Here is a 24,403-nt window from a genome sequence, read left to right as displayed (position 1 = left end):
TTCGGACATGACTGCTACGCGTACCACCGGCGCCGTCGCCGCCGGACTTGCCACCATCGCCGCCGACGGCACCGTCCTCGACACCTGGTTCCCCGCCCCCGAGCTGGTCGCCGAGCCCGGCCCGGCCGGCACCGAGCGCCTCACCGCCGATCAGGCCGTGGAGCTCCTGGGCGCCGCCGCGGCCAAGGCGATCCGCCTGGACGCGGTCCGCGACGTCGAGGTCGTAGCCGTCCGCACCGTGATCTCCTCGATCGAGGACAAGCCGCTGGACGCGCACGACGCGTACCTGCGCCTGCACCTGCTCAGCCACCGCCTGGTCAAGCCGCACGGCCAGAGCCTGGACGGCGTCTTCGGGCTGCTCGCCAACGTCGCCTGGACCTCGCTGGGCCCGGTCGCCGTGGACCAGGTGGAGGCCGTACGGCTGAACGCGCGCGCCGAGGGCCTGTACCTCCAGGTCACCTCGATCGACAAGTTCCCGCGGATGACCGACTACGTCGCCCCCAAGGGCGTGCGCATCGCCGACGCGGACCGCGTCCGCCTCGGCGCGCACCTCGCCGAGGGCACCACCGTCATGCACGAGGGCTTCGTCAACTTCAACGCCGGCACCCTCGGCACCTCCATGATCGAGGGCCGCATCTCGGCGGGCGTCGTGATCGGCGACGGCTCCGACATCGGCGGCGGCGCGTCCACCATGGGCACCCTCTCGGGCGGCGGCAAGCAGATCATCTCGATCGGCGAGCGCTGCCTGATCGGCGCCGAGGCGGGCGTCGGCATCGCGCTGGGCGACGAGTGCATCGTCGAGGCGGGCCTGTACGTGACCGCGGGCACCCGCGTCACCCTTCCGGACGGCCAGATCGTCAAGGCCCTGGAGCTGTCGGGCGCCAGCAACATCCTCTTCCGCCGCAACTCGGTCACCGGCACGGTCGAGGCCCGCCCGAACAACGCGGTCTGGGGCGGCCTGAACGAGGTCCTCCACAGCCACAACTGACCTCCGCGCCCCGGCGGCAGCAGCCACAACGCCCTCCCCGCCCCGACAGGGGGCGGAGAGGGCGTTCGGCGTCTCCGGTGCCCGGGAACGCCCTCCCTCCCCGAGCGGGGGAGGGCGTTCCCGGGGGCGGGTGGGTCAGGAGTGGGGGAAAGCGCGGATGAGGCCTGCGAAAGCCGCCTCTTCCGCCTCGGTCAGTTCGACCGACTCCATCGGGTGCGCGGCGGCACTGCGCTGGGCCGGGATGACCGCGATGCCCTCGAACGCGCCGGGCTCCGGGTGGTGGAAGCGGGCGCCCCGCCGCATGTGGCCGAGGCCGAAAACCCAGACGAGGGCGGCCACGAGCAGGACGGCAAGACCGATTTCCTCGGCGGGGGAGATGGAGGGGAACACGCGGTCCTCCGGGGATACGGGCGGACATGGTGGAGCGTGGGGACACTCAACACCACAACCCGGGTCGAATGGGTCATGATGTGTCGAGCGTCACGCCAGGGGTGAAAGTCCCTGACCTGTCCGCGGAGCGCCCCTGTGGCTCCTGCGGCCCTTACGGCTCCTGCGCTCAGTCCGCCAGGCGCAGCTTGAATCCCTCGTGGCTGCGTGCGAAGCCCAGCCGCTCGTAGAAGCGGTGGGCCTCCGACCGCTGCTTGTTGCTGGTCAGCTGGACCAGGCCGCAGCCGCGCTCGCGCGCCCGCGCCACCGCCAGCCGCATCAGCTCCGCGCCCAGCCCCCCGCCCCGCCGGTCCGCGCGGATCCGCACGGCCTCGACCAGCGCCCGGTCCCGCCCGCCCTGCCCGAGGCCCGGGACGTACGTCAGCTGGAGGCAGCCGAGCACCGCCCCGCCTTCGACGAGCACCAGCATCTCGTTGCGGGAGTCGGTCTCGATCGCGGCGAACGCCCGCTCGTGCGCCTCGGTGACCTCGGCCCGCTCCTCGCCGGCGTCCGCCAGCAGGGCCAGTACGGCGGGCAGGTCTTCACGGGTGGCCGTACGGAAGATCATGGCCAGAAGTGTGGCAGGGGGCCCGGACCGGGCGGCGTCCGGGCCCCCTGCGGCCTCGGGGCAGCTACCCGGCTACGGGCGGAAGCGGAGCACCTGCGGGTCGTGGTCGCTGTTCTGTGCCGAGAACTCCGCGTTGATGTGCACGCTGTCGTACGTGAAGGACCTGATCGCCGGGCTGGTCAGGATCTGGTCCAGCACCTGCGCGTTGCCCTGGTAGACGTACGAGTAACGCTCGGACTTCGGCAGCGACTTGATCGCCGAGTACAGCGCCCCGCCGTCCTCCAGCGCCTTCGCGGTCCCGGAGAACTCGAAGTCGTTGATGTCGCCGACGGCGAGGACCTTCGCGTTCTTGTCCGTCGCCAGGAGCTGCTTGACGAAGCCGTTCACGGCCTGCGCCTGGAGCAGCCGCTTGGCCTCCGACTTGCGGACCGGCGGCTGGTGGGAGGAGGCCAGGCCCTCGTCGCCGCCCTTGGAGGCGAAGTGGTTGGCGATCACGAAGACCGTCTTGCCGCGGAAGACGAACTCGCCCGCCAGCGGCTTGCGGCTGTCCTCCCACGCCGGGTTCGCCGGGTCGATCCGGCCGGGGGAGTGGGTCAGGGCGGCCTTGCCCTGCTCCTTGACGACACCGGTCGCCGTCACCGCGTCGCCCGCCGCGCGGTCGGTGAAGGAGACGCGGGCCGGGTTGAACAGGAAGACCTGGCGGATGTTGCCGCCGGGCTCGCCGCCGTCCTTGCCGTTCTCCGGGTTGATGGTGCGCCACTGGTACGCCGGGCCGCCCGCCGCCGCGATCGCCGCCGTGAACTTCGTCAGCGTCTGCTCGGCGGACACGGTGCCGTCGTTCTTGGCGCCGTTGTCGTCCTGGATCTCCTCGAGGGCCAGGATGTCGGGCGAGGCGAGGTTCGCGACGACGGCCTTCGCCAGGTTGTCGAACTTCTGCTGCGGGTCGCCCGGGTCGAGGTTCTCCACGTTGTACGTGGCCACCGCGAGCTCGTTCGCGGCCTGTGCCTTGGTCTTCTCGGGGGCGAGGGTGCCCGCCGTGACCGTGCCGAGGGTGCGGGCCGCCAGAGTGTAGCCGCCGAACTGGTTGAAGTCCAGCGGGCCTTCGGTGGTGCCGGTCAGCTTGTCGCCGACGTTGGCCACCGGGAAGGGCTGCTGCGCCAGCGGCGCGAGCTGCTGGATCTGGAGCCGGCCGGTGTTCTGGGACTCGTACGAGCCGTAGATGGTGCCACCGCGCTTGGCGGTGTTCTCCCAGCCCTTCACCGTGACCCACAGCTCCGCGTACGGGTCGGTGGCGCCGACCACGCGGGAGGTGCCGATCTTCACGTTCATGCCCTCGAGGGACTCGTAGAAGTCCAGGGCGTAGCGCGAGGGGTCCAGGGTCAGGCCGTTGATGCTGCCGGCGGCGGCCGGGTCGCCCGCCGGGGCGTACTCGGCGGGCACGTTGTACTCGTTGATCACGGTGGCCTCGGGCAGCGCGTTGCCCGAGGAGACCACGGTCACGGCCGGCTTGGAGATCTGGGTGACCGACTGGTTGCCGGAGGAGACGCCGCCCGGGATGTACTCGCCGACCAGGCCGGAGACCTTGACCGCGTCGCCCACGGCGACGGTCGGGGCCGAGCTGGTGAAGACGAAGATGCCCTCGCTGGTGGCCGCGTCGTCGTCGGCGTCGGGGTCCTGCATCCAGAAGCCCTTCGAGCCGTACGTGCGCACGCCCGTCACGATGCCCGCGACGTCGGCGACCTGCTTGCCGTTGAGCGGCGATATCCGGGTGGTGCCCTGGATGTCGTGGATGCGTATCGGATCGGCGGACGCGGCGCCTTCGGCCGCGTCGGCGGTGCCCGCCAGCAGGCCGGTGGCCAGGGCGGTGGCGACGAGGGCCGCGACGGCGGCGGAACGGGGATGCGAGGAGCGCATGGTCAGGAACTCCGGTGTGTGGAGGAAGGAAGCGAAGAGGGTGATGCGTGCTTTTGGCGGGATACGTACGGAGCTTCCGCGGCCGAGCCGCAGGAGAACCGCAGGGATCCCGGAGGTTCCCCATAGATCTACGCGCGTCAATTTCCTGTGTGGGCAGGGAAGTTGTCAAGGCCTCCAAGGGATACGGGAGCTGACTGTGGGATGAACCAAAGGAGATGGCCCGTCAGGCGCGCCCGAAATGCGTCTACGCTGGTGCGCCGGACGGCCGCCCCGCGGCGGCCGAACCACCGTCCCGGAGCGGCCGAACCACCGCCCCGGAGCGGCCGTGCCCACCGCCCCACCGCGTCCGCGAGGAGACCGCCCCATGTCCGCAGATCCGCACCCCACGCTGCCGCCGGTCCGGCTGCCCTCCGATGCGGAACTGGCCCGCGACGCCCTCGTCGCCCCGCTGTTCGCCCGCGCCGTACGGCTGGCCCGCTGGGCCGGACCGGACACCCGCGTCGACATCGGCGGCGAACTCGTCGCCGCGCAGCTGCCCGAGGCCGCCGCCGCGCTCGGCTTGGATGCCGCCGGCGAGGAAGGCCCGATGCTCGCGAGCCAGGCCTGGCGGGTGGCCGTGGACACCGGCCTCGTCGACGTGACCGAACCCGAAGACGGCGACGAGGACGGCGAGGAGGAGTCCGGCACCGCCGTGCCCGGCGAGGACCTGGCCCTGGTCGCCGGCGGCGCGCCCGGCGAGGTGCTCGCCCTGTGGCTGGCGGCCCTGGACACCGTACTCGCGGACGCGGCCGTGCCCGATCTGGACGACCTCGTCGACGCGTTGGACGCGGGCGGCGAGATCGACTTCGACCAGCTCGACTGGAACCCGCGCCGCGAGGCGGACTTCCTCGACGGGATCCTCGCCAACCTCTACCTGCTCACCGTCACCGAGCGCGGCGCCTCGGACGGACCCGTTCCGCTGCCCGTGCTCGCCGCTTCGATGGTCATCCCCGAGGACATGAGCGAGCCGACCGACGCCGTGCTGGAGCAGGTCTCGGACGCGATGATGCGCCTCGACGACCAGTTCCGGCAGCTGGAGCCGATCGGGCTCGTCGAGTTCCAGCCCGTCGACGAGGCGCTGATGGCGGAGGCGGGCGACGAGGAGTTCGCCGCCGGTTCGGTGGCCGGCGCGGCCGACGACGAGGACGTCTCCCGGTACGGGATGGTGCGGCTGACCCCGCTCGGCCTCTACGGGATCCGCGCCCGCATGCTGGAGGCCGGGGTCGCCGCCCCCGCCGTCGGAGAGCTGGCCGACAAGGGCGCGGACGCCCTGCTCGACGGGGTCTGCGGCTATCCCGAGGGCGCCGCCCAGGCCGAGATCGAACAGTGGCTCGCGGGCCGCGAACTGCCCGTCGCTGTCGCCGAACTGCTGGCCGCCGCCCGGGGCGCCGACGAGGGCGGCCCGCTGCGCCGGCTGCGCTGCCAGCAGGCCCTCGCCCCGGCCGGTCCGGACGCCGAGCCGGCGGTCCGCGCGGTGCTGGACGACCCGGAGCTCGGCGGGCTCGCCCGGGTCTGGCTGTCCGAGCGCGGGGCGGCCGACGTACCGGCGCCGGACGGGGCGATGGTGTTCTGGCTGACCGTCGACACGATCGCGGCGCAGCTCGCGGCCGACGGGGAGGCGGCGGAACTGCCGCTGCTGATGGAGTCGCTGACCGCGCACCACGCCGGCTTCTTCGACCAGGTCTGGCGGGTGGAGCACCCGGCGACGGCGTACGTGCTGGAGGCGATGGGCCGGATGCACCCGGACAAGAAGGCCGCCAAGGAGGCCCGCAAGGCCGCCTTCAAGGCCCGTTCGCGGCAGTCCTGACGCGATGCGGGCGCGGTGCGGGGGCGGGCGGGGGCGAGGGCGAGGGCGAGGGGTGGGGCGGGGGCCGGTGTGAAAGCCGGGGCGAGGGCCGCAGCAAGGGCCGGAACGCGCCGTTCCTGAATCGGAGTTGGCCATTGCGGCCACGGGGAAGGGGCCGGTTCCCCTTCGCGGGTAGTTCAGCCGCCGTTCACGTGCGGGCGGGAGCGTGTGCGCCGACGACCGTACGACAAGCGCACCACCTCCCCACCCCAGGAGACCCGATGCCGCTCAGCCGTAGAGACTTCACCGCCCGCACCGTCATCGCCGGCGCGGGAGTCGCGCTCACCGGGACGGTCGGCGCACTCGCCACCGCCCCGGGAGCGCTGGCGGCCGACGACAGCACCCGGCGCGACGAGCAAGGCCGCCCCTGCGAGCCCGGCTACGGACCGCTCCTCGCCGACCCGGCCGGACTGCTCGCCCTCCCCGCCGGGTTCAGCTACCGCGTGATCACCCACAGCGGTGTCACGACGCTCGAGTCCGGCGAGTCCACGCCGTCCAACCACGACGGCACGGCCGCCTTCGAGGGCCACCGCGGGGTCACCCTCCTCGTCAACAACCACGAGCTCAAGGGCAAGCGCGACCGCTGGGCCCACCCCGTCCCCCTGGCCGAGGGCCTCGTCTACGACCCGGCCGCCGCCGGCGGCTGCACGGTCGTCGAGGTCCGCCGCGGCGGCGAGGTCGCCGAATGGGTGGGCGTCGCCGGTACGTCGACCAACTGCGCGGGTGGCGCCACCCCCTGGGGCACCTGGCTGACCTGCGAGGAGACCGAGGACCTCGCCGGCAAGAACGGGATGACCAAGGACCACGGGTACGTGTTCGAGGTCGATCCGCACGACCGCCGCGCCAACCGCGACCCGCAGCCGGTCAAGGCCTTCGGGCGGTACGCCCACGAGGCCGTGGTCATCGACCCGCGCCAGGGCCACGCCTACCTGACCGAGGACGCCTCCGGCCCCAACGGGCTGCTCTACCGCTGGACCCCGCCGAGCGGCTTCCACCACGGGCGCGGCAAGCTCCGTACCCTCGCGGCCGACGCCGGCGCGCTGGCCGCCGCCAAGTGCTTCGACGGGGCGGGCCGGTTCGTCGACGACCTCTCGCGCGCGACGAAGACCGGTACCGTCTACGGGGTCGACTGGGTGGACGTGCCGGACCGCGACGCGCGGACGATGTCGGTGCGCAAGCAGTTCGCGGACGGCGCGGTGACCCGCGCCCGCAAGCTGGAGGGCATGTGGTGGGCCGACGGGGGAGCCTACTTCGTCTCCTCGTACGCCCGTGAGGAGAGCCCGGGCGCAGCGCACGACGGACAGGTGTGGTTCTACGATCCGAAGCGCCGCACGGTCCGGCTGATGGTGGTGCTCGGGGTGAACGCCGACCCGGCGAAGGACGGCTCCTTCGACGGTCCCGACAACATCACGGTCTCCCCGTACGGCGGCCTGGTCATCGCGGAGGACGGCAGCGGCCTGCAGCACCTGTTCGGCGCAACCGAGTCGGGGCGTACGTACCCGCTGGCGCGCAACGAGCTGAACAACGGGACGGCGCAGGCGCCGGAATACTCCGAGTTCACGGGGGTCTGCTTCTCCCCGGACGGGCGCACGCTGTACGCCAACATCCAGGAGCCCGGCATCATGCTGGCCATCACCGGACCGTGGCGGCGCGCGCACTGACACCCCGACGGCCGGTGATCCGGGGAACGGCCGATTCCGGCGGCCGGCCTTCACGATCGACGGCTGCGCCGCCGCCCTTCACTGGGCGGCGGCGACCTCGGCGATCTCGGTGCGGCTGGCTGCGGCCCATTCCTCGAGCAGGAACTCATACGCCTCGGAGGGCCACTCCTCGTCCACCCGGGTCTCGACGAGGTGCCGTATCGCCTCGTTCGCCTCGGCGGCGGACGGACGGGCGGGACCCGCGGGCCGGAGTGTGCTGTACATGCTTTCAAGGCTACGGGCGGGCACTGACAGTCACCTCCGGATTAAGGGTGGAATCCATCACCTCGGCCCTCGGCCGGTCGGTCACGGTGGCTCCATGTGCCCGCCCACCTGCTCAGAGCGCCTGTGAGGCCGGTTGGACCATGCCGCGCACTGTGCGGGACTTCACAAACTCTCCGATGGCCGTCATCTCCCATTCGCCCGAGAACTGGCGAACCAGCTTGGCCATCATGACCCCGGTCTGCGGTTGGGCGCCGGTGAGGTCGAAGCGCACCAGCTCCTCCCCGCTCGCCGCGTCGATCAGGCGGCAGTAGGCCTTGGCGACCTCGGTGAACTTCTGGCCGGAGAAGGAGTTGACCGTGAAGACCAGGCCCGTGGCCTCGGCCGGCAGCCGCCCGAGGTCCACGACGATCACCTCGTCGTCCCCGGCGCCCTCACCGGTGAGGTTGTCGCCCGAGTGCTTGACGGCGCCGCCCAGGATGGACAGCTTGCCGAAGTAGCAGCTGTCGATGTGGTTGCGCTGCGGGCCGTACGCGATGACGGAGGCGTCGAGGTCGATGTCCCGGCCGCCGAACGCCGGCTCCCAGCCCAGGCCCATCTTCACCTGGGAGAGCAGCGGGCGGCCGTTCTTGACCAGGGAGACGGTCTGGTTCTTCTGGAGGCTGACCCGGCCCTTGTCGAGGTTGATCTTCCCGGTGCCGGCGGCGGCAGGGGACGCGGTGGGCGGAGCGGGGGGAGCGGGCGGTGCCGCCGGGGTCGAGGGGGCGCTCGGCCAGGAGGAGGCGGACGGGGCGGACGGGGCCGCCGGGGTCTGGCCCCAGACCGGGGCCGAAGGAGTGACCGGGGCGGCAGGGGCCTGCGGCGCGGCGGGCTCCTCGTCCACGGAGACCCCGAAGTCGGTCGCGATCCCGGCGAGGCCGTTGGCGTACCCCTGGCCGACCGCGCGCACCTTCCACACGCCGCCGCGCTGGTAGACCTCCACGACCACGAGCGCGGTCTCGGTGCCCAGCTGCGGAGGGGTGAAGGTGGCGATCACCGCGCCGCTGTCCGCATGCCGCACGGTGGCGGTGGGCTCGATGCCCTGGAAGGTCTGACCGGCGGCGTCGGGGCTGGCCGTGACCACGATCCGCTCGATGCCCGGCGGCAGCGCGCCCGTGTCCACGGTGATCGAGTCCGGCGCCGCCCCGCCGCCCGACCGGTAGCTGACACCGGGCCCGGACGGCTGGTTGTAGAAGATGAAGTCGGCGTCGGAACGCACCTTGCCGTCCGCCGCGAGAAGGAGTCCCGATACGTCGAGCCGCACCGGGGCAGCGACGTCCACCGTCACACGGACGGTATTGAGCGGCAGGTTGGAACCTGGGGTCATAGCGGTCATGCCCGGAGAACGACCGGAGCGGCTTTGCCGTTCCCTTACCCGCGCGGCGGATTTCAGCGCCGGTTGCGGGGGTGGTTCTGCGCCGTCCGCTCGTTGCCGAACTTGTACGCGCCGGTCCAGCGGGCCATCACGAGCTGCGCGTCGCCGGACTCCACCTCCGTGAGGAACTTCTCGGCCCGCCCGCCCCGCAGGGTGCCGGCGGCCCGCCCCTGGTGCGTGATGACGACGCCGTTGTCGCTGCGCTGTTCGTACGTGAACCCGTGAGGTCACGGCATACCGGCAGCCTGCCCCGCGGGGGCGGGGCGGGCAACGGGTTTACGGCGCGGGGAGGGGACGGGCGGGGCCGGGCCCGTCGGGACGGGGCCCGGCCGTGGGGGCCGCCTCAGCCGCCGGTGACGCGGCGCGGCAGCCCCAGCGGGTTCGCCTCGCGCAGTTCCTCCGGAAGCAGCGCGTCCGGCACCGACTGGTAGGCCACCGGCCGCAGCCACCGCTCGATGGCGGTCCCGCCGACCGAGGTGGAGTGCGAGGTCGCCGCCGGGTACGGGCCGCCGTGGTGCTGGGCCGGGGCCACCGCGACCCCGGTCGGCCAGCCGTTGACCACGATCCGCCCGGCCAGCGCCGTGACCTGCGCGATCAGCTCCCCCGCCGGGCCCGGACCACCGTCGGCCTCGGCCGCGGACAGCTGGAGCGTGGCGCTCAGGTTCCCGGGGAGCAGGCCGAGCACCGACCCCGCCTCGCGCTGGTCGGCGTACCGGACGACCACGGTCACCGGTCCGAAGCACTCCTCGAGCAGCACCTCGTACGCGCCGCCCCGGAGGAGGCTCTCGGCCGGCACGGCCAGGTATCCCGCGCCGACGGTGTGCTCGCCGCCGGAGCCGGGGGTGACGGGTGCGGTGACGCCGGGCAGCGCGGCCCGCTCGCGCACGCCGGAGATGAAGTTCTCCCGCATCCGGTGGTCGAGCAGGACGCCCGGCTCGGTCTCGCCGAGCGCCTTCGTCAGCGCGCCGGTGAACCGGTCGCCGTCCGCGCCCTCGGGGACGAGGACCAGGCCCGGCTTGACGCAGAACTGGCCGACGCCGAGGGTGACCGAGCCCGCGAGCCCGGCGGCGATCTCCTCGGCGCGCTCGGCGGCGGCCGCGGGCGTGACCACGACGGGGTTGAGGGAGCCGAGTTCGCCGTGGAAGGGGATGGGTACGGGCCGTGCGGCGGCCGCGTCGAACAGCGCCCGCCCGCCCCGGATGGAACCGGTGAATCCGGCGGCGGACACGAGGGGGTGGCGGATCAGCTCCAGGCCCGCGTCGAACCCGTGGACGACGGCGACGACCTCGGCCGGCAGACCGGCCGCCACCGCCGCCCGGCGCAGCAGCGACGCGCACAGCTCGGAGGTGGCCGGGTGGTCGGGGTGCGCCTTGACGACCACCGGGCAGCCGGCGGCCAGTGCGCTCGCGGTGTCCCCGCCGGGGACGGAGAACGCGAGCGGGAAGTTGGAGGCGGCATAGACCGCGACCACGCCCAGCGGCACCTTGTAGCGGCGCAGTTCGGGGCGCGGCGGGACGGCGCCGGCATCGGCGCGGTCGATGCGGATGTCGAGGTACGAGCCCTCGTCCACTGCGTCGGCGAAGGCCCGCAGCTGGCCGGTGGTCCGGGCGAGCTCCCCGGTGAGCCGGCCCGGCCCGAGAGCGGTCTCGGCGTCGGCGGCCTCGATCACGTGGGCCGCGGCCTCGTCGAGCAGCTCGGCGGCCGCCCTCAGGAAGGCCGCGCGGGTGGTGCGGTCGGCGAGCGCGCCGCGCGCCGCGTGGGCGGCGCGTACGGCCTCGTCCACCTCGTCGGATGTGGCTTCCACCGCAACCTGTTCGCGCTGCTTCCCGCTACGGGGGTCCACACTCCAGACTGGTGTTGCTGCCATGGCGCACTGCCTCCTGGATCTACGCTGACCCGCGCGGTGGCGTTCAGTATTCTGAACGCCGCTCCGATGGATGAATGATCACATCCGTTCAGGACTCTATTTCCGGGTCTTCCACGTTGACAAGAGACAAGAGGGGCAAGAAGGCGAATGACCACAGCTGAGCCGGGGAGCCCGGAGATCTCGGGGAGCTCGGCGGCCGGGGGCCCCGGAGCGCCGGCGGCCGTCAAATCGGCCGTCCGCACGGTCCTGTTGCTGGAGCACTTCGCGGCGCGGCCCGGACTGCACAGCCTGGCCGACATCCAGCACGACCTCTCGCTGCCCAAGTCGAGCCTCTACATGCTGCTGCGCACGCTGGTGAACCTGGGGTGGGTGGAGACGGATGCCACGGGCACGCGGTACGGCATCGGTGTGCGCGCCCTGCTCGTCGGCAGCTCGTACATCGACGGGGACGAGGTCGTCGCCGCGGCCCGGCCCACCCTGGACCGGCTCTCCTACGACACCACCGAGACCATCCACCTGGCCCGGATCGACGGTACGAGCGTCGTCTACCTGGCCACCCGCCAGTCCCAGCACTACCTGCGGCCGTTCACCCGCGTCGGGCGGCGGCTGCCCGTGCACTCGACGGCGCTGGGCAAGGCCCTGCTGGCGACCCACTCCGACGAGGAGGTACGGGCGCTCCTGCCCAGGCGGCTGGAGGCGGTCACCGAGCACACGATCACCGACCGGGAGCGGCTCGTCGAGGAGCTGGCGCTGGTACGGGAACAGGGCTACGCGGTGGACCGGGAGGAGAACACGCTCGGGCTGCGCTGCTTCGGGGTGGCGGTGCCCTACCGGACGCCGGCCCGGGACGCGGTGAGCTGCTCGGTGCCGGTGGCCCGGCTGACGGCGGGTCACGAGCAGAGGATCAAGGCGGCGCTGTTCGAGGCGCGGGACCGGCTGTCGGTGGCGACCCGCCGCATGTGAGGCGGTGGACGGGCAGCTTCCTCCCCCGGGCGGGGGAGGCGGTTCACCTTCATGGGGGAGGTGGCGGGGCGGCGCGCACGCGACCGTTGAGTCATGACCACACGAGCGGTGCACACCAGCGAGAAGACGTACCCGGTGCGGCCGTCGGCCCCCGGGCCGGGGACCGCGCGCGGCGTCCTGCGGGCGGCGGCCCTGGCCGCCACCGTGCCGTACCTGTGCCTCAAGGGCGCCTGGGTGGCGGGGAGCCGCATCGGGATACCGGACGGCAGCGTGCTGCTGGGGACCGGGATGTTCTTCAAAGTGGCGAACGCCGTCACGCTGGTCATGGACGCGGCCGTCATCGTGCTCGTGCTGGTGTTCACCCGGCCCTGGGGCATGCGGGTGCCGTCCTGGCTGCTGACCGTCCCGGTCTTCATCGCCACCGGGCTGCTCGTCCCGATCGTCGTGGCTTTTCCCGCCCAACTCCTCCTGGGGGCAGTGGGACTGGGGCCGGATGCGGCCGCGCAGGCGGCCAAGGAGCCTTTCCTCGACCCCTGGGTGTTCAACGTCGTCTACAGCGGCTTCATCGTGCAGGCCATAACCCTGGCCGGCCTGTTCGTCCCCTATGCGCGGGAGCGCTGGGGCAGCCGGTGGCAGGGCGTCCAGGGCGAGCGGCTCCCGTCACCCACGGGGGTGGTGGCGGGAGCCGCGGCGGTGCTGGCCGTGGCCGCGGCGGCGATGCATCTCACCTGGGCGTTCGGCGGCACGGTCGGGCTGAGCGCTTCGCAGATATCGCAGTTCAGTCCCCAGACCGGCGCGGTGTTCGCCACCCACGGGATATGCCTGCTGGTCGCGGGGGCGGGCGCGGTGAACCTGGCCCGGGGCGGAGCCCGACAGGCCCGGTGGGCACTGGCCGTCGCGTGGATCGGGTCTGCTGCTGCGGCGGGTTGGGGCCTGTGGCTGCTGATCTCCTCGATGGGCACCACCGATCCCGCGAAGGAGGTCACCACCGTGATGGTCCTGACCTACGCTGGCCAGATGATCACCGGTCTGCTCGCCGCCGTCGTCCTGACCCGGTTCCTCGGCTCACGCCGCACTGCGTGACGGGGACCGGCTCGAGCGGGAGAGGACCGACGGGGGCAGCGGGACGCCGGGGGGCAGCGGGATGCGGACGGGGACACGGGCCGGCGTGGGCCGGCTGCTGGGGGCGCGGGCCCGGCTGCGCTGGGTCCACCTGATCCTCGGCGGGGCCCTGCTGATGCCGTACTTCCTCCTCGCCCAGGTGGTGGTCAGTGTCGCGGCGGGCGGGGGCAACGTCTTCGGTTCCACCCCGCTGACCTTCGCCGCCTACGGGCTCTCCCTGCCGCTGGTCGCGGTGACCGCCGTGTTCGGGCTCGTCCGGCCGATGTCGGTGGGCGCCGTACGGGCCCTGTGCGGGGTGCCGGGCGAGCGGCTGGCCGAGGGGCCGGCCCGGTCCTGGGCGGCCCGGGGGCGGACCTCGGCCTGGTGGACCCTGCACCTCGGGGTCGGTGCGGTGATCAGCGGGATGAGCCTCGCGGTGCCGCCCATGGCGGTGGTGCTGATCGCGCTGCCGTTCGTGAGCGGGCTGCGGGACGCCCGGATGGGGATGGGCTGGTTCAGCACCGGCGCCGCGCCGTACACCGCCCCGCTGCTCGGGATCGGGCTGCTGTGCGGGCTCGTCCTGTGCGCCGCCGGGGCCGGGGCGCTGCTGGCCCGGGTGGCACCCGTACTCCTCGGGCCGACGGCGGCGGACCGGCTGGCCGCGGCCGAGGAGCGGACCGCCGACCTGGCCGTGCGCAACAGGCTGGCCCGGGAGCTGCACGACGCGGTCGGGCACGCCCTGAGCGCCGTCACCCTCCAGGCGGTCGCCGCCCGGCGGGTGCTCGACAGCGACCCCGAGTTCGTACGGGAGGCACTGGCCGCGATCGAGGACACCACCCGGCGGACGGTGGGCGAGCTGGACGCCGTACTGGGTCTGCTGCGGGACGGCGACCCGGCCCGGCCCGACGCCGCACCCGCGCCGACCCTCTCCGCCGACCTCGACGGACTGCTGGCCCGGACCCGGGCCGCCGGCACCACCGTCACCGCCCACCAGGCCCCCGGACCGGCAGGGGACTGGGCGCAGCTCCCGGCGATCACCTCCCGTGAGGCGTACCGGATCGTCCAGGAGGGCCTGAGCAACGCCCTGCGCCACGGTACGAGCCCGATCGAGCTGCGGATCGCCGTACAAGGCAGGCAAGACGGCACCCACCGTGAACTGGAGATCACCATGACCAATCCGCCGGACACCGCCGACGGGCAGCAGCCCCGCACCACCGGGGGCCGTGGGCTGCACGGCGCCGCCGAGCGGGCCACCCTGCTGGGCGGCCGCGTCGAAGCCGGCCCGCACCAGGGGCTGTGGCGGCTGCGGGCCGTCCTCCCGCTCGGCGGAGGAGCCCGATGACCGCTGCGCCCCGGCCGCCGCTGCGCATCGTGCTCGCCGACGACGAGCGCATGGTCCGCACCGCCCTGCGGGTCATCCTCGAGGCCGAACCGGACCTCGAGGTCGTCGGCGAGGCGGCTTCCGGCGCCGAAGCCGTCCCGGTGGTCCGCTCCCTGGCCCCCGACGTGGTGCTGATGGACGTCCGGATGCCCGAGATCGACGGCATCCGGGCCACCGAGCAGATCATCGCCACCATGTCCGAACCGCCCCGGATCGTGGTCGTCACCACCTTCGAGAACGACGCGTACGTCTACGACGCGCTGCGCGCGGGCGCCGCCGGGTTCCTCCTGAAGCGGGCCGATCCCGACGAGCTGGTCGGCGCGGTCCGCCTGGTCGCCCGCGGCGACTGCCTGCTCTTCCCGGCCGCCGTCCGCTCCCTGGCCGCGGCCCACGCCCCCGGTGCCCCGGGCCCCGCCGCCCCCTGGGTGGCCCGGCTCACCGAGCGGGAGGCCGACGTACTGCGCCTGATGGCCACCGGACTGTCCAACCACGAGATGAGCGAACGCCTCGGCGTCGGCCCCCAGACAGTCAAGACCCACGTCGCCGCGGTCCTGTCCAAAACCGGCTCCCGCGACCGCACCCAGGCGGTCATCGCGGCCTACGAGGGCGGCTTCATCATGAAGAAAAGCTGAGAACCCGGCCACAATCGGGGCAGAGCGGAACGACCGGGGGCCTTGGTGCGTCCTTCTGGGGGATGAACAAGACGATCAGGCGTGCGTCGGTCTTCTGTCTGCTCCTGGTGCTGGCCCTTTTGGTGCGGGTCACCTGGGTGCAGGCCTACCAAGGCCAGGCCCTCGCAGACAACGAGAACAACCGGCGGAACCTCATCGGGCAGTACGAGAACCCGCTGGGCAACATCATCGTGGGCGGGGAGGCGATCACCGGCTCGGTGAAGACGGAGGGCAAGGACTTCGGGTACAAGCGCACGTACGTCGACGGTCCGCTCTACGCGCCGATCACCGGCTACAGCTCCCAGGCCTTCGGCACGAGCATGCTGGAGGGCGTCTACAAGAAGATCCTCAACGGGTCCGACGACCGGCTCAAGACCGTGATGGACATGCTCACCAACAAGCGGGCCGCGCCGGGCAATGTGCTGACCACCATCGACAAGGACGTCCAGAAGGCCGCGTACGACGCGCTCCAGGGCAAGCAGGGCGCCGCCGTCGCCATCGACCCGGCGACCGGCGAGATCCTCGCCATCGTGAACAACCCCTCCTACGACCCGGGCAGCATCACCGGCGCCAACGACAAGGCGGCCTGGGAGAAGCTGATCGAGGACAAGGGCAAGGCCATGGAGAACGTGGCCCTGCGCAAGCCGCAGGCGCCGGGCTCCACCTTCAAGCTGGTCACCCTGGCGGCGGCCATCGAGAACGGGCTGGTCACCAACCTCGACGCGCCGACCGGCACCCCGGACCCGTACACGATTCCCGGGACCCGGACCCTGCTGCCCAGCGAGGCGGGATCCGCGGCCTGCAACAACGTCTCGGCGCGCACCGCCCTGCGGCTGTCCTGCAACAACGTCTTCGCGGAGCTGGCGCACAAGCTCGGGCAGGACAAGATGCGGGCGATGGCCGAGAAGCTCGGTTTCAACACGGAGACCGCGACGCCCGTCACCGCCCGGCCGGCGAGCAAGTACCCGTCGAACAAGATGTCGGTCGACCAGGTCGCGCAGACGGGTATCGGCCAGTTCGACGTGCAGGCCACCCCGCTCCAGATGGCGATGGTGACCGCCGCGATCGAGAACGGCGGCAAGCTCGTCGCCCCGCACTCGGTCTCCGAGGTCACCGACGCGAACGGCAACGTGCTCGAGAGCTTCAAGAACCCGAAGTCCGAGCAGGTCATGAGCGGCAAGACCGCGTCGATGCTGCAGGACGCCATGCGGACCGTCGCCACCGAAGGCGGTGGCAAGCCCGCGCAGGTGGCGGGCGCCGAGGTGGGCGGCAAGACCGGTACGGCGCAGCGCGGCGTGAACAACAGCCTGCCGCCGCTGGCCTGGTTCACCTCGTACGGCAAGCAGGGCGGCAAGCAGATCGCGGTTGCCGTGGTGATCGAGAACTCGGACACCGACCGCTCCGAGATCGGCGGCGGCAGGCTCGCCGCCCCCATCGCCCAGAAGATGATGGAGGCGTGGCTGAAGAAGTAGCCGCGCCGGGCGTCGCGTGACGCGCCGGGAACCGACACGGTTCCCGGCGCGTTTCCTTTCCCATGATCAGGACCGCGCAATCCGCAGACCTCGACGCCATAGCCGCCCTCCACACCCGGGCCCGGGCCACCTACTACCGCGGCCGCGTCCCCGAGCAGGCCTACGCCGGCGAAGCCGAACTCGCGCGGACCCGCGAGGGCTGGTCCCGGGCGGTCGCGCGGGCCGCCGCCGACGGCGGGGTGTTCTGCGCGGAGCGGGACGGCGAGCTCACGGGGGTCGCCGCCTTCCGGACCGAGGGCGGCGAGACCACCCTCACCCAGCTCCACGTCGACCCGGTCCACTGGCGCCGCGGCACCGGGGCCGCCCTGCACGCCGCCTGCCTCGACGCCTGGCGGCGGGCCGGCGTCGACCGGGTCCGGCTGGAGGTCTACGAGCACAACCTGCGGGCCCAGGCCTTCTACGCCCGCCACGGCTGGCGCCCGGATCCGGCGGGTGCCGCCCGGTCCGCCTCGCACCTCACGCTCTGGCTCAGCGTCGGCCCGCCGTCCGGGTCCGGGGAATGAGACGCTCCGCCAGGTGGTTGAACACGAAACCGCCGCGGCTCGCAGCCGCGGTGCCCCGACGAACCCGGAGAGAAGAAGGATCATGCGCGTCGAGATCTGGAGCGACATCGCCTGCCCCTGGTGCTACATCGGGAAGGCCCGTTTCACCAAGGGGCTGGCCGAGTTCGCGCACCGCGACGAGGTGGAGGTCGTCTTCCGGTCCTTCGAGCTCGACCCGAACAGCCCCAAGGGCAGCACGGCGCCGGTCCTGGAGATGCTCGCCAAGAAGTACGGCCGCACCCTCGAGGAGGCGCGCGGCATGGAGGAGCACGTCGCCGGCAGCGCCCGCGCCGAGGGGCTGACGTACCGCACCGACGGCCGCGACCACGGCAACACCTTCGACATCCACCGTCTGCTGCACCTGGCCGCCGCCCGCGGCCGCCAGGAGGAGCTGCTCGACCTCGCCTACCGTGCGAACTTCGCCGAGGAGCGGTCGGTCTTCGACGCCGAGGTGCTCGTCGCGCTCGCCGTCGAGGCCGGGCTGGACGAGGCGGAGGCGCGTGCCGTCCTCGCCGACGACTCCGCGTACGCCGCCGAGGTGCGGGCCGACGAGCGCGAGGCGGCCGAACTCGGCGCCAACGCCGTGCCGTTCTTCGTCCTCGACCGCCGCTACGGGATCTCCGGCGGGCAGCCCGCCGAGGTGTTCACCCGGGCGCTGGAGCAGGCGTGGGCGGGCCGCGAGGTCGCCGAGCCCGCCGCCGGGGCCGAGGCCTGCGAGCCCGGCGGCGCCTGCGCCGCCCCGCGGCAGGCCTGACAACGGCGTCTCCTCGTGATGCGTGCGTGCGTGCGGGCCGACCGAAAGGCCCGCCCGCACGCACTACGAGGAGGACGGGGTCAGTGCAGCGCCTCGGCCCACGCCGCCTCCGCAGCGGCCAGCGCCTCGGCCGGGTCCGCCCGCAGGGCGGTGGCGAGGGCCGTCAGGGAGGACAGCACCGCCGACAGCGACGCGTCCCGGCCGTAGTGGTTCACCCGGACCATCTCCCGGGCCAGCGCGCCGCCGCCCGCCGCGAGGGGGGCAGCCGGGTCGGCGGCGAGGGCCTTGGCCACCACCAGCGAGGCGTCCGCCACCCGCAGCGTGGTGGCCACCGGGGCCGCCTCCGAGGCCCGGCCGACGTACGGGGAGAGGCCCAGCGCCACCGCGCCCGAGCGGGTCGCCTCCGCGGCCGCCGCATGACGGGCCATGACCGCGGGCAGGCCCTCGGCCGTGATCCGGTCCAGGCAGGCCTCCAGCGCCAGCATCTCCAGCTGCGCCGGAGCGTGCAGCAGCGCCTTGCGCCCGCCGTCGATCCAGCGATCCTTCCAGTCCAGGAGGGAGAGGTACGAGCCGCGCGGCGCGGCCGGGTTCTCCGCGAACCGGGCCCATGCCCGCTCCGACACCGACACCGCCGACACGCCCGCCGGGCCGCCCATCGCCTTCTGGGCGCCGATCACGCACAGGTCCACGCCCCACGAGTCCGGAAGCAGTGCCTCCGCGCCCACCGACGCCACCGCGTCCAGCATGAACAGCGCGCCGTGGGCCCGTACGGCCTCGCCGATCTCCGCGACCGGGTTGGTATTGCCGGTCGCCGCCTCCGCGTGCACCAGCGAGACGAAGTCGACCTGCGGGTGCTCGGCCAGCGCCTGCGCGACCCGGCCTGCGGTCACCGCGGTGTCGAAGGGCACGGCCAGGTCCACCACCGCCGCCCCGCAGTCGCGCAGCCAGTTGCCGAAGGTGGTCCCGTACGGGCCGGTGACGATGTTCAGCGCCGTCGAACCGGGCCGCGCCCCCGAGCGGATGCACCCCTCCAGCGGCAGCAGCGCCTCGCCCTGGGTGATCACCACGTCCTGGCGGGTGCCGAGCAGGTCAGCGACCCCCTGCTCGATCTGCGCGAAGCGCTCCGCGGTGAGCGGCGGAAGGTCCAGGAGGGGGTGGTTCACGGCGGTGCTCTCTTCGTCCGGGGCTACCGCAAGAGCCTACCCAGCACGCACGTACAGTGCGGGACATGACCGATGACGTGCTGCATGTGAAGGGGCGTGTGCTCGTCGGACCCGACGACGTGCGCGACGAGCTCTGGGTGGTCGGCGGCCGGATCTCGTACGAACGCCCGCACGGGGCCCGCGAGATCACCACGGTGTCCGGCTGGGCCCTGCCCGGCCTGGTCGACGCGCACTGCCACGTGGGGCTGGACGCCCACGGTCCGGTCGACGCGGAGACCGCCGAACGGCAGGCCCTGACCGACCGCGACGCCGGCACCCTGCTCATCCGCGATGCCGGAACCCCCTCCGACACCCGCTGGATCGACGACCGCGAGGACCTCCCGAAGATCATCCGGGCCGGCCGGCACATCGCCCGCCCGCGCCGCTACATCCGTAACTTCGCCCACGAGATCGAGCCCGCCGACCTCGTCGCGTACGTGGGCCGCGAGGCGCAGCGCGGCGACGGCTGGGTGAAGCTGGTGGGGGACTGGATCGACCGCGAGGTCGGGGACCTGGCGGCCTGCTGGCCGCGGGCCGAGGTCGAGGCGGCCATCGCCGAAGCGCACCGGCTGGGCGCCCGGGTGACCGCGCACTGCTTCGCGGAGGACTCGCTGCGCGACCTGGTCGAGGCGGGCATCGACTGCATCGAGCACGCCACGGGGCTCACGCAGGACACCATCCCGCTGTTCGCGGAGCGCGGGGTGGCGATCGTCCCGACGCTCGTGAACATCGCGACGTTCCCGAAGATGGCGGCGGGCGGCGAGGCGAAGTTCCCGCGCTGGTCGGCGCACATGAGGCGGTTGCACGAGCGCCGGTACGACACCGTACGGGCCGCCTACGACGCGGGCATCGGCGTGTACGTCGGCACCGACGCGGGGGGTTCCCTGCCGCACGGCCTGGTCGCGGCCGAGGTTTCGGAGCTGGTGCGGGCCGGGATCCCGGCCCTGGAGGCCCTCTCGGCGACGACGTGGGCGGCACGCGAGTGGCTCGGCAGGCCAGGTCTGACCGAGGGGGCGCCGGCCGACCTGGTGGTCTACGACGCCGACCCGCGGGCCGACGTACGGGCGCTGGCGCAGCCGCGGCGCGTGGTCGTGAACGGCAAGGTCCGCGCCTGAGCGCAGGGTTGGCGCGGCGGCTGACGCGCTGGTTGACGCACCGCGTGACGCCGGTGCCACGGTGGTCGTTATGAGTGGCCGTCCGGGGCGCCGGCGTCGGCGTATTCCCCTCGGATTCGTGGCGGAAAAGAACTCCCGTTCCTCGTGATGCGCAGTGAATCGAATACCTGCATGGAAACCACCCTTTGGGGTGAACTCACCCCAGGTTGCCGCCCGTTCACTCTCCGTGCGTAAAGATTCCGAGGGTTAGAGGCCGTCGGCGCGCGATGTCCCCCATTGGCGGCGCGACGGCTCCCATCTCCCCGGGGGTTCCACCATCTTGAACAGCAACACCTTCCGCATGCCCGCAGCCGTCCTGCTCGCCACGGGAGCGGTCGCCCTGCTCACCGCCCCGCCCGCCTTCGCCACCGGAGGCGGCGGCTCCACGGGCGGCGGTGAGGGCAAGGCCGGTGCGGTCGTCCTGCGCGCCGGACTGGACGTGGGCCTGCTCAACAAGACCGTCGACCTGCCGCTGAAGACCACCCTCAACGAGGTCAGCGCCCCCGCGACGGCCGAGAAGACCGCCCTCTCCGTGACCCTGGACGGGGTCGAGGGAGGCCGGCCGGTGAGCGTGCTGCGCGCGGACGTGGCCACCTCCAAGGCCACCGCCGACAAGAACCGCGCCGAGGCGGAGGTCCACCTGGCCAACGCCGAGGTGCACGTGCCGGGGCTGCCGCTGCTCTCCCTGATCCAGGTGGAGAACGTCACCTCCAAGGCCGTGTGCGAGGCGGGCAAGAAGCCCGTGGCCGGCTCGAACGTGCTGGGCACGGTGACCGTGCTCGGCAAGAAGGTCACCCTCTCGGCGGGCGGCCCGACCAAGGTCGAGATCCCCAAGGTGGGCCTGGTCAGCCTGGAGCTCTCCGGCACCGAGACCACCTCCACCACGGCCGCCGCGGCCGCGCTCCGGCTGAAGGTGTCGGTGAACCCGCTGGACCTGAACGTGGCGCAGGTCGAGGGCGAGGTCGTGCTCGCCGAGGCGCACTGCGAATCCCCGGCCGGGCCGGCCCCGGAGCCGTCGGCGAAGCCCGACATCAAGGCGCAGTCGGCCGCCTCCGGGACCGGGGCCGGCATCACCGCCGACGCCAACCTGGCCGAGACCGGCGGCGGTTCGCTGACCCCGTACGTCGCGGGCGGTGCCCTGGTCCTGCTCGGCGCCGGTGTGACCGCGCTGGTCGTGACCCGGCGCGGCCGCACCTCGTGACCTCGTGACCTCGCGGCCTCGCGGCCTCCTGACGGAGTCCGTGGTGCCGTGGATCAGCGGGTGGCGTGCTCCAGGCCCTGCTTGTCGGCTCCGCGCGACAGCACGGCGGCGCTGACCTGCTTGTCGACGGCGGCGTACGCGGCCTGCTTGGCGGCGCCGAGCCCGGAGTCGGAGGGGGCGCAGGAGGCGCAGACGACGCGGAACGGCGGGGTCATGTCCGAGTACTGCGTGAGGTACTCGGCCTTGGCCACCTCCCAGCGGCCGGGGTGGGCGGCCGCCGGGGCGAAGGTGAAGCGCGGGATCGAGGACATGTTGCCGCGCGCCTTGTCGGCCTCGTAGAAGCTGGCGACCTGGTCGCCCATGCCGAAGACGACCCAGGTTCCGTTGATCTTCTCGTAGGGCTGCGGCACGTGGTTGTGCGTACCGAGGATCAGATCGATGTCGGGGAGCCCGTCCGGGCCGTGCGAGGCGGTCAGCGCCTGCGCCAGATCGTGCTGTTGCTGGTCGGGTGCCGTCTGCCACTCGGTGCCCCAGTGGACGCTGAGGACGACGACGTTCGCGCCGGCCGCCCGGGCCGCGCGGGCGTCGGCGATGATCCGGTTCTGGTCGAGCAGGTTGACGGACCAGGGCTTCCCGGCCGGCACCGGGATGCCGTTCGTCCCGTACGTGTAGTCCAGCTGGGCGACCTTGGCGCCGCCGGCGGAGAGCACCGCCGGGGCCTTGGCCTCGTCGGCGCTGCGGGCCGAGCCGACGTGCTTGATGCCGACCCGGTCCAGGTGCTCCAGGGTGCGGACGAGGCCGTCGTATCCGTCGTCCAGGGTGTGGTTCGAGCCGGTCGAGCAGCTGTCGTACCCGGCGTCCTTCAGGGCGTCGGCCAGCTGGTGCGGGGCCTTGAACGCGGGATATCCGGTGTAGGGGCCGCCGGGCCGGCCGTACGGTATCTCGTGGTGGCATATCGCCAGGTCGGCGGCGGCCACCAGGGGCTTGACCCCGGCGAGTATCTTCCGGAAGTCGTGGCTCTGGCCGCTGCCCTGCGCGTCGTCCGCGGCCCGCTGGATGATCGACGGGTACGGGATGATGTCGCCGGTCGCGACCAGCGTGAACGGCTTGGCGCCGGCGGGCGCCGTGGGACTCGCCTTGCCCTGGCCGGGCTTGCCCTGGAGCCGCTGCTCGCCGGCGTCCTTGCCGTGGTCGAGCAGGCTCGGCATGGCGAGGATCCCGCCGGCCACGACCGCCACCGCGGCCAGTGCCGCGCCCGTTTTTGCTGTTGACTTCATTCCGCCCCCCCGGGTGTCCCTGCTGGTGCGGAGATCATCGCCTACCCCCGCCCCGCCCCGCCAACGGAGCCGGACCGTCCGGATATTCGCGGCGCCGCAGGTCAGAGGCATCGGCCGCTCGGCGTGGGCGGTTCGGCTGCCGCGGTCGGGGAGGGGCGGGTCGGGGAGGGGCAGGTCAGCGGGCGGTCAGTGCGAGGGCGTGGTCGAGGGCCTGGAGGAGACGGCCCGTCGTGGCGCGGTCGCGGACCGCCAGGCGGAGCCAGGAGCGGTCCAGGCCCGGGAAGGTGTCCCCGCGGCGGACCGCGAAGCCGAGGGCGCGCAGCCGGGTCCGGATCTCCATGGCGCCCTCCACCTGGATCAGGACGAACGGCCCCTCCGCCACCCCCGACACCGTGATCTCCTCGAACTCCGTGAGCCCCGCCAGCAGATGCGCCCGGTCCACCGCGATCTGCCGGGCCGCGGCCTCCGCCTCCGCCAGCGCCGCCGGGGCCACGCAGGCCTCCGCCGCCACCAGCGCCGGCGTCGACACCGGCCACAGCGGCTGCGCCGCCGCCAGCTTCGCGATCACTTCCGGCTCGGCCAGCACGTAGCCGATCCGCAGCCCCGCCAGCCCCCACGTCTTGGTCAGGCTCCGCAGCACCACCAGACCCGGCACGTCCGTCCGCCCGGCCAGCGCCTCCCGCTCACCCGGGACCGCGTCCATGAACGCCTCGTCCACGACCAGGATCCGGCCCGGCCGGGCCAGCGCGGCCAGCGCCGCCGCCGGGTGCAGGACGGACGTCGGGTTCGTCGGGTTGCCCACCACCACCAGGTCCGCGTCCTCGGGCACCGCCGCCGGGTCCAGCCGGAACCCGTCCGCCGCCCGCAGCACCACCCGCTCCACCGTGTGCCCCGCGTCGCGCAGGGCCGCCTCCGGCTCCGTGAACTGCGGGTGCACCACGACCGGCCGCTGCGCACCAAGAGCCCGCGCGATCAGCACGAACGCCTCCGCGGCCCCGGCCGTCAACAGCACCCGATCGGCCGGCAGCCCGTGCCGAGCCGCCACCGCCGCGCGGGCGGTCCGCCCGTCGGGGTATGCGCAGAGAGCGTCGAGCGAAGCCGCGATGCGCTGCCTGAGCCACTCGGGCGGGGTGTGCGCCCGTACGTTCACCGCGAGGTCCACCAGCGCGCCGCCGTCGCCGCGCACCTCCGCGTCCCCGTGATGGCGCAGGTCGTGGGCCTGCGCAGTGGCCACGGCGCAGGTAGCCGCCACCGACCGGCGCTTCGGTACGAGCAGCTCCCCGCCGCCCGCGAGCGCCGCGGCCTCCGCCACCGAGGAGGTCCCGGTGGCGTCGCGGACCGCGTCGGAGGGGTGCGGTACGAAGATGCCCGCGAGCTCCTCGGCGGGATAGCTGAGCAGCGGCACGCCGAAACGTTTCGCCGCGCCCGTGATCCCGGCCTCGCCCGCCTTCGACTCCACCGTGGCCAGTGCCTTCACCGCCCCGGCGGCCAGCCCGGCCCCCCGCAGCGTCTCCTCGACCAGCGCGCAGACCTCCGCCACGGACACCCCCGCGCGTCCGCCGACCCCGACCACCAGCTGCGTCGCGTACTCGCCCACCGGGATCATGTCCCCTCCGTAGTCGTCAATGGTTCGTGGCCCGC

Annotated in this window: 21 protein-coding genes; 12 read left to right on the top strand and 9 right to left on the bottom strand. The window is 73.2% G+C overall.

Going from position 1 to position 24,403, the window contains the following annotated elements:
- Positions 1-7 precede the first annotated feature (7 nt).
- A complete protein-coding gene (gene dapD / locus AB0I68_RS00480) occupies positions 8-988 on the top strand; it encodes a 2,3,4,5-tetrahydropyridine-2,6-dicarboxylate N-succinyltransferase (protein ID WP_363174930.1) in 981 nt (326 codons plus the stop codon).
- 135 nt (positions 989-1,123) lie between these two features.
- Here the strand turns inward: dapD and AB0I68_RS00475 are convergent, their stop codons facing one another.
- The 3 genes from AB0I68_RS00475 to AB0I68_RS00465 form a co-directional block, all read right to left on the bottom strand.
- Positions 1,124-1,378, bottom strand: a complete 255-nt coding sequence (locus AB0I68_RS00475; protein WP_363174929.1) for a hypothetical protein — start codon at positions 1,376-1,378, stop codon at positions 1,124-1,126.
- A 166-nt stretch (positions 1,379-1,544) separates the two neighbouring features.
- A complete protein-coding gene (locus AB0I68_RS00470; protein ID WP_363174928.1) occupies positions 1,545-1,982 on the bottom strand; it encodes a GNAT family N-acetyltransferase in 438 nt (145 codons plus the stop codon).
- Between the two features lie 72 nt (positions 1,983-2,054).
- Complete coding sequence (locus AB0I68_RS00465) at positions 2,055-3,896, bottom strand: endonuclease/exonuclease/phosphatase family protein (protein ID WP_363174927.1); 1,842 nt, start codon at positions 3,894-3,896, stop codon at positions 2,055-2,057.
- A gap of 364 nt (positions 3,897-4,260) precedes the next feature.
- On the opposite strand from AB0I68_RS00465, the gene AB0I68_RS00460 reads away from it, so the two are divergent.
- Positions 4,261-5,742 carry a hypothetical protein gene (locus AB0I68_RS00460; protein ID WP_363174926.1) on the top strand — a complete coding sequence of 494 codons (1,482 nt, stop codon included), beginning with the start codon at positions 4,261-4,263 and terminating at the stop codon, positions 5,740-5,742.
- 260 nt (positions 5,743-6,002) lie between these two features.
- Complete coding sequence (locus AB0I68_RS00455) at positions 6,003-7,442, top strand: alkaline phosphatase PhoX (RefSeq protein WP_363174925.1); 1,440 nt, start codon at positions 6,003-6,005, stop codon at positions 7,440-7,442.
- 78 nt (positions 7,443-7,520) lie between these two features.
- Here the strand turns inward: AB0I68_RS00455 and AB0I68_RS00450 are convergent, their stop codons facing one another.
- The 3 genes from AB0I68_RS00450 to AB0I68_RS00440 all read right to left on the bottom strand — a co-directional run bounded on the left by AB0I68_RS00450 (position 7,521) and on the right by AB0I68_RS00440 (position 10,984).
- Complete coding sequence (locus tag AB0I68_RS00450) at positions 7,521-7,706, bottom strand: hypothetical protein (protein ID WP_363174924.1); 186 nt, start codon at positions 7,704-7,706, stop codon at positions 7,521-7,523.
- 112 nt (positions 7,707-7,818) lie between these two features.
- Positions 7,819-9,069: a TerD family protein gene (locus tag AB0I68_RS00445; RefSeq protein WP_363174923.1), complete on the bottom strand. Its 1,251-nt coding sequence runs from the start codon at positions 9,067-9,069 to the stop codon at positions 7,819-7,821.
- A gap of 391 nt (positions 9,070-9,460) precedes the next feature.
- Positions 9,461-10,984 carry an aldehyde dehydrogenase (NADP(+)) gene (locus AB0I68_RS00440; protein WP_363174922.1) on the bottom strand — a complete coding sequence of 508 codons (1,524 nt, stop codon included), beginning with the start codon at positions 10,982-10,984 and terminating at the stop codon, positions 9,461-9,463.
- 147 nt (positions 10,985-11,131) lie between these two features.
- Here AB0I68_RS00440 and AB0I68_RS00435 point away from each other — a divergent pair, with 147 nt between their 5' ends.
- From AB0I68_RS00435 to AB0I68_RS00405, 7 genes are all read left to right on the top strand, one after another.
- On the top strand, positions 11,132-11,947 hold the full coding sequence (locus AB0I68_RS00435; protein ID WP_363174921.1) for an IclR family transcriptional regulator: 816 nt from the start codon (positions 11,132-11,134) through the stop codon (positions 11,945-11,947).
- Between the two features lie 93 nt (positions 11,948-12,040).
- Entirely contained in the window at positions 12,041-13,030 is a 990-nt protein-coding gene (locus tag AB0I68_RS00430) for a hypothetical protein (protein ID WP_363174920.1), read from the top strand.
- A 61-nt stretch (positions 13,031-13,091) separates the two neighbouring features.
- Positions 13,092-14,390 (top strand): histidine kinase, encoded by a 1,299-nt coding sequence (locus AB0I68_RS00425; RefSeq protein WP_363174919.1) that lies wholly within the window; start codon positions 13,092-13,094, stop codon positions 14,388-14,390.
- Entirely contained in the window at positions 14,387-15,061 is a 675-nt protein-coding gene (locus AB0I68_RS00420) for a response regulator transcription factor (RefSeq protein ID WP_363174918.1), read from the top strand. The genes AB0I68_RS00425 and AB0I68_RS00420 overlap by 4 nt, the downstream gene beginning before the upstream one ends.
- 62 nt (positions 15,062-15,123) lie before the next feature.
- A complete protein-coding gene (locus tag AB0I68_RS00415) occupies positions 15,124-16,572 on the top strand; it encodes a penicillin-binding transpeptidase domain-containing protein (protein WP_363174917.1) in 1,449 nt (482 codons plus the stop codon).
- A 62-nt stretch (positions 16,573-16,634) separates the two neighbouring features.
- Complete coding sequence (locus tag AB0I68_RS00410) at positions 16,635-17,135, top strand: GNAT family N-acetyltransferase (RefSeq protein ID WP_363174916.1); 501 nt, start codon at positions 16,635-16,637, stop codon at positions 17,133-17,135.
- A gap of 82 nt (positions 17,136-17,217) precedes the next feature.
- Positions 17,218-17,928 carry a DsbA family oxidoreductase gene (locus AB0I68_RS00405; RefSeq protein WP_363174915.1) on the top strand — a complete coding sequence of 237 codons (711 nt, stop codon included), beginning with the start codon at positions 17,218-17,220 and terminating at the stop codon, positions 17,926-17,928.
- Positions 17,929-18,008: 80 nt separating this feature from the next.
- Here AB0I68_RS00405 and AB0I68_RS00400 read toward each other — a convergent pair whose 3' ends face one another.
- A complete protein-coding gene (locus AB0I68_RS00400; RefSeq protein WP_363174914.1) occupies positions 18,009-19,091 on the bottom strand; it encodes an aminotransferase class V-fold PLP-dependent enzyme in 1,083 nt (360 codons plus the stop codon).
- A gap of 65 nt (positions 19,092-19,156) precedes the next feature.
- On the opposite strand from AB0I68_RS00400, the gene AB0I68_RS00395 reads away from it, so the two are divergent.
- Positions 19,157-20,245, top strand: a complete 1,089-nt coding sequence (locus tag AB0I68_RS00395; protein WP_363174913.1) for an amidohydrolase family protein — start codon at positions 19,157-19,159, stop codon at positions 20,243-20,245.
- Between the two features lie 319 nt (positions 20,246-20,564).
- Entirely contained in the window at positions 20,565-21,485 is a 921-nt protein-coding gene (locus AB0I68_RS00390) for an SCO1860 family LAETG-anchored protein (RefSeq protein ID WP_363174912.1), read from the top strand.
- A 53-nt stretch (positions 21,486-21,538) separates the two neighbouring features.
- On the opposite strand, the gene AB0I68_RS00385 is transcribed toward AB0I68_RS00390, so the two are convergent.
- Both AB0I68_RS00385 and cobC read right to left on the bottom strand, forming a co-directional pair.
- Entirely contained in the window at positions 21,539-22,762 is a 1,224-nt protein-coding gene (locus AB0I68_RS00385; protein ID WP_363174911.1) for a CapA family protein, read from the bottom strand.
- A gap of 175 nt (positions 22,763-22,937) precedes the next feature.
- On the bottom strand, positions 22,938-24,368 hold the full coding sequence (gene cobC, locus AB0I68_RS00380) for an Rv2231c family pyridoxal phosphate-dependent protein CobC (protein WP_363174910.1): 1,431 nt from the start codon (positions 24,366-24,368) through the stop codon (positions 22,938-22,940).
- Between the last annotated feature and the right edge of the window lie 35 nt (positions 24,369-24,403).

This window comes from Streptomyces sp. NPDC050448 (genome assembly GCF_040655295.1).
Lineage (GTDB): Bacteria > Actinomycetota > Actinomycetes > Streptomycetales > Streptomycetaceae > Streptomyces.
This window is presented reverse-complemented; position numbering and strand designations above follow the sequence as displayed.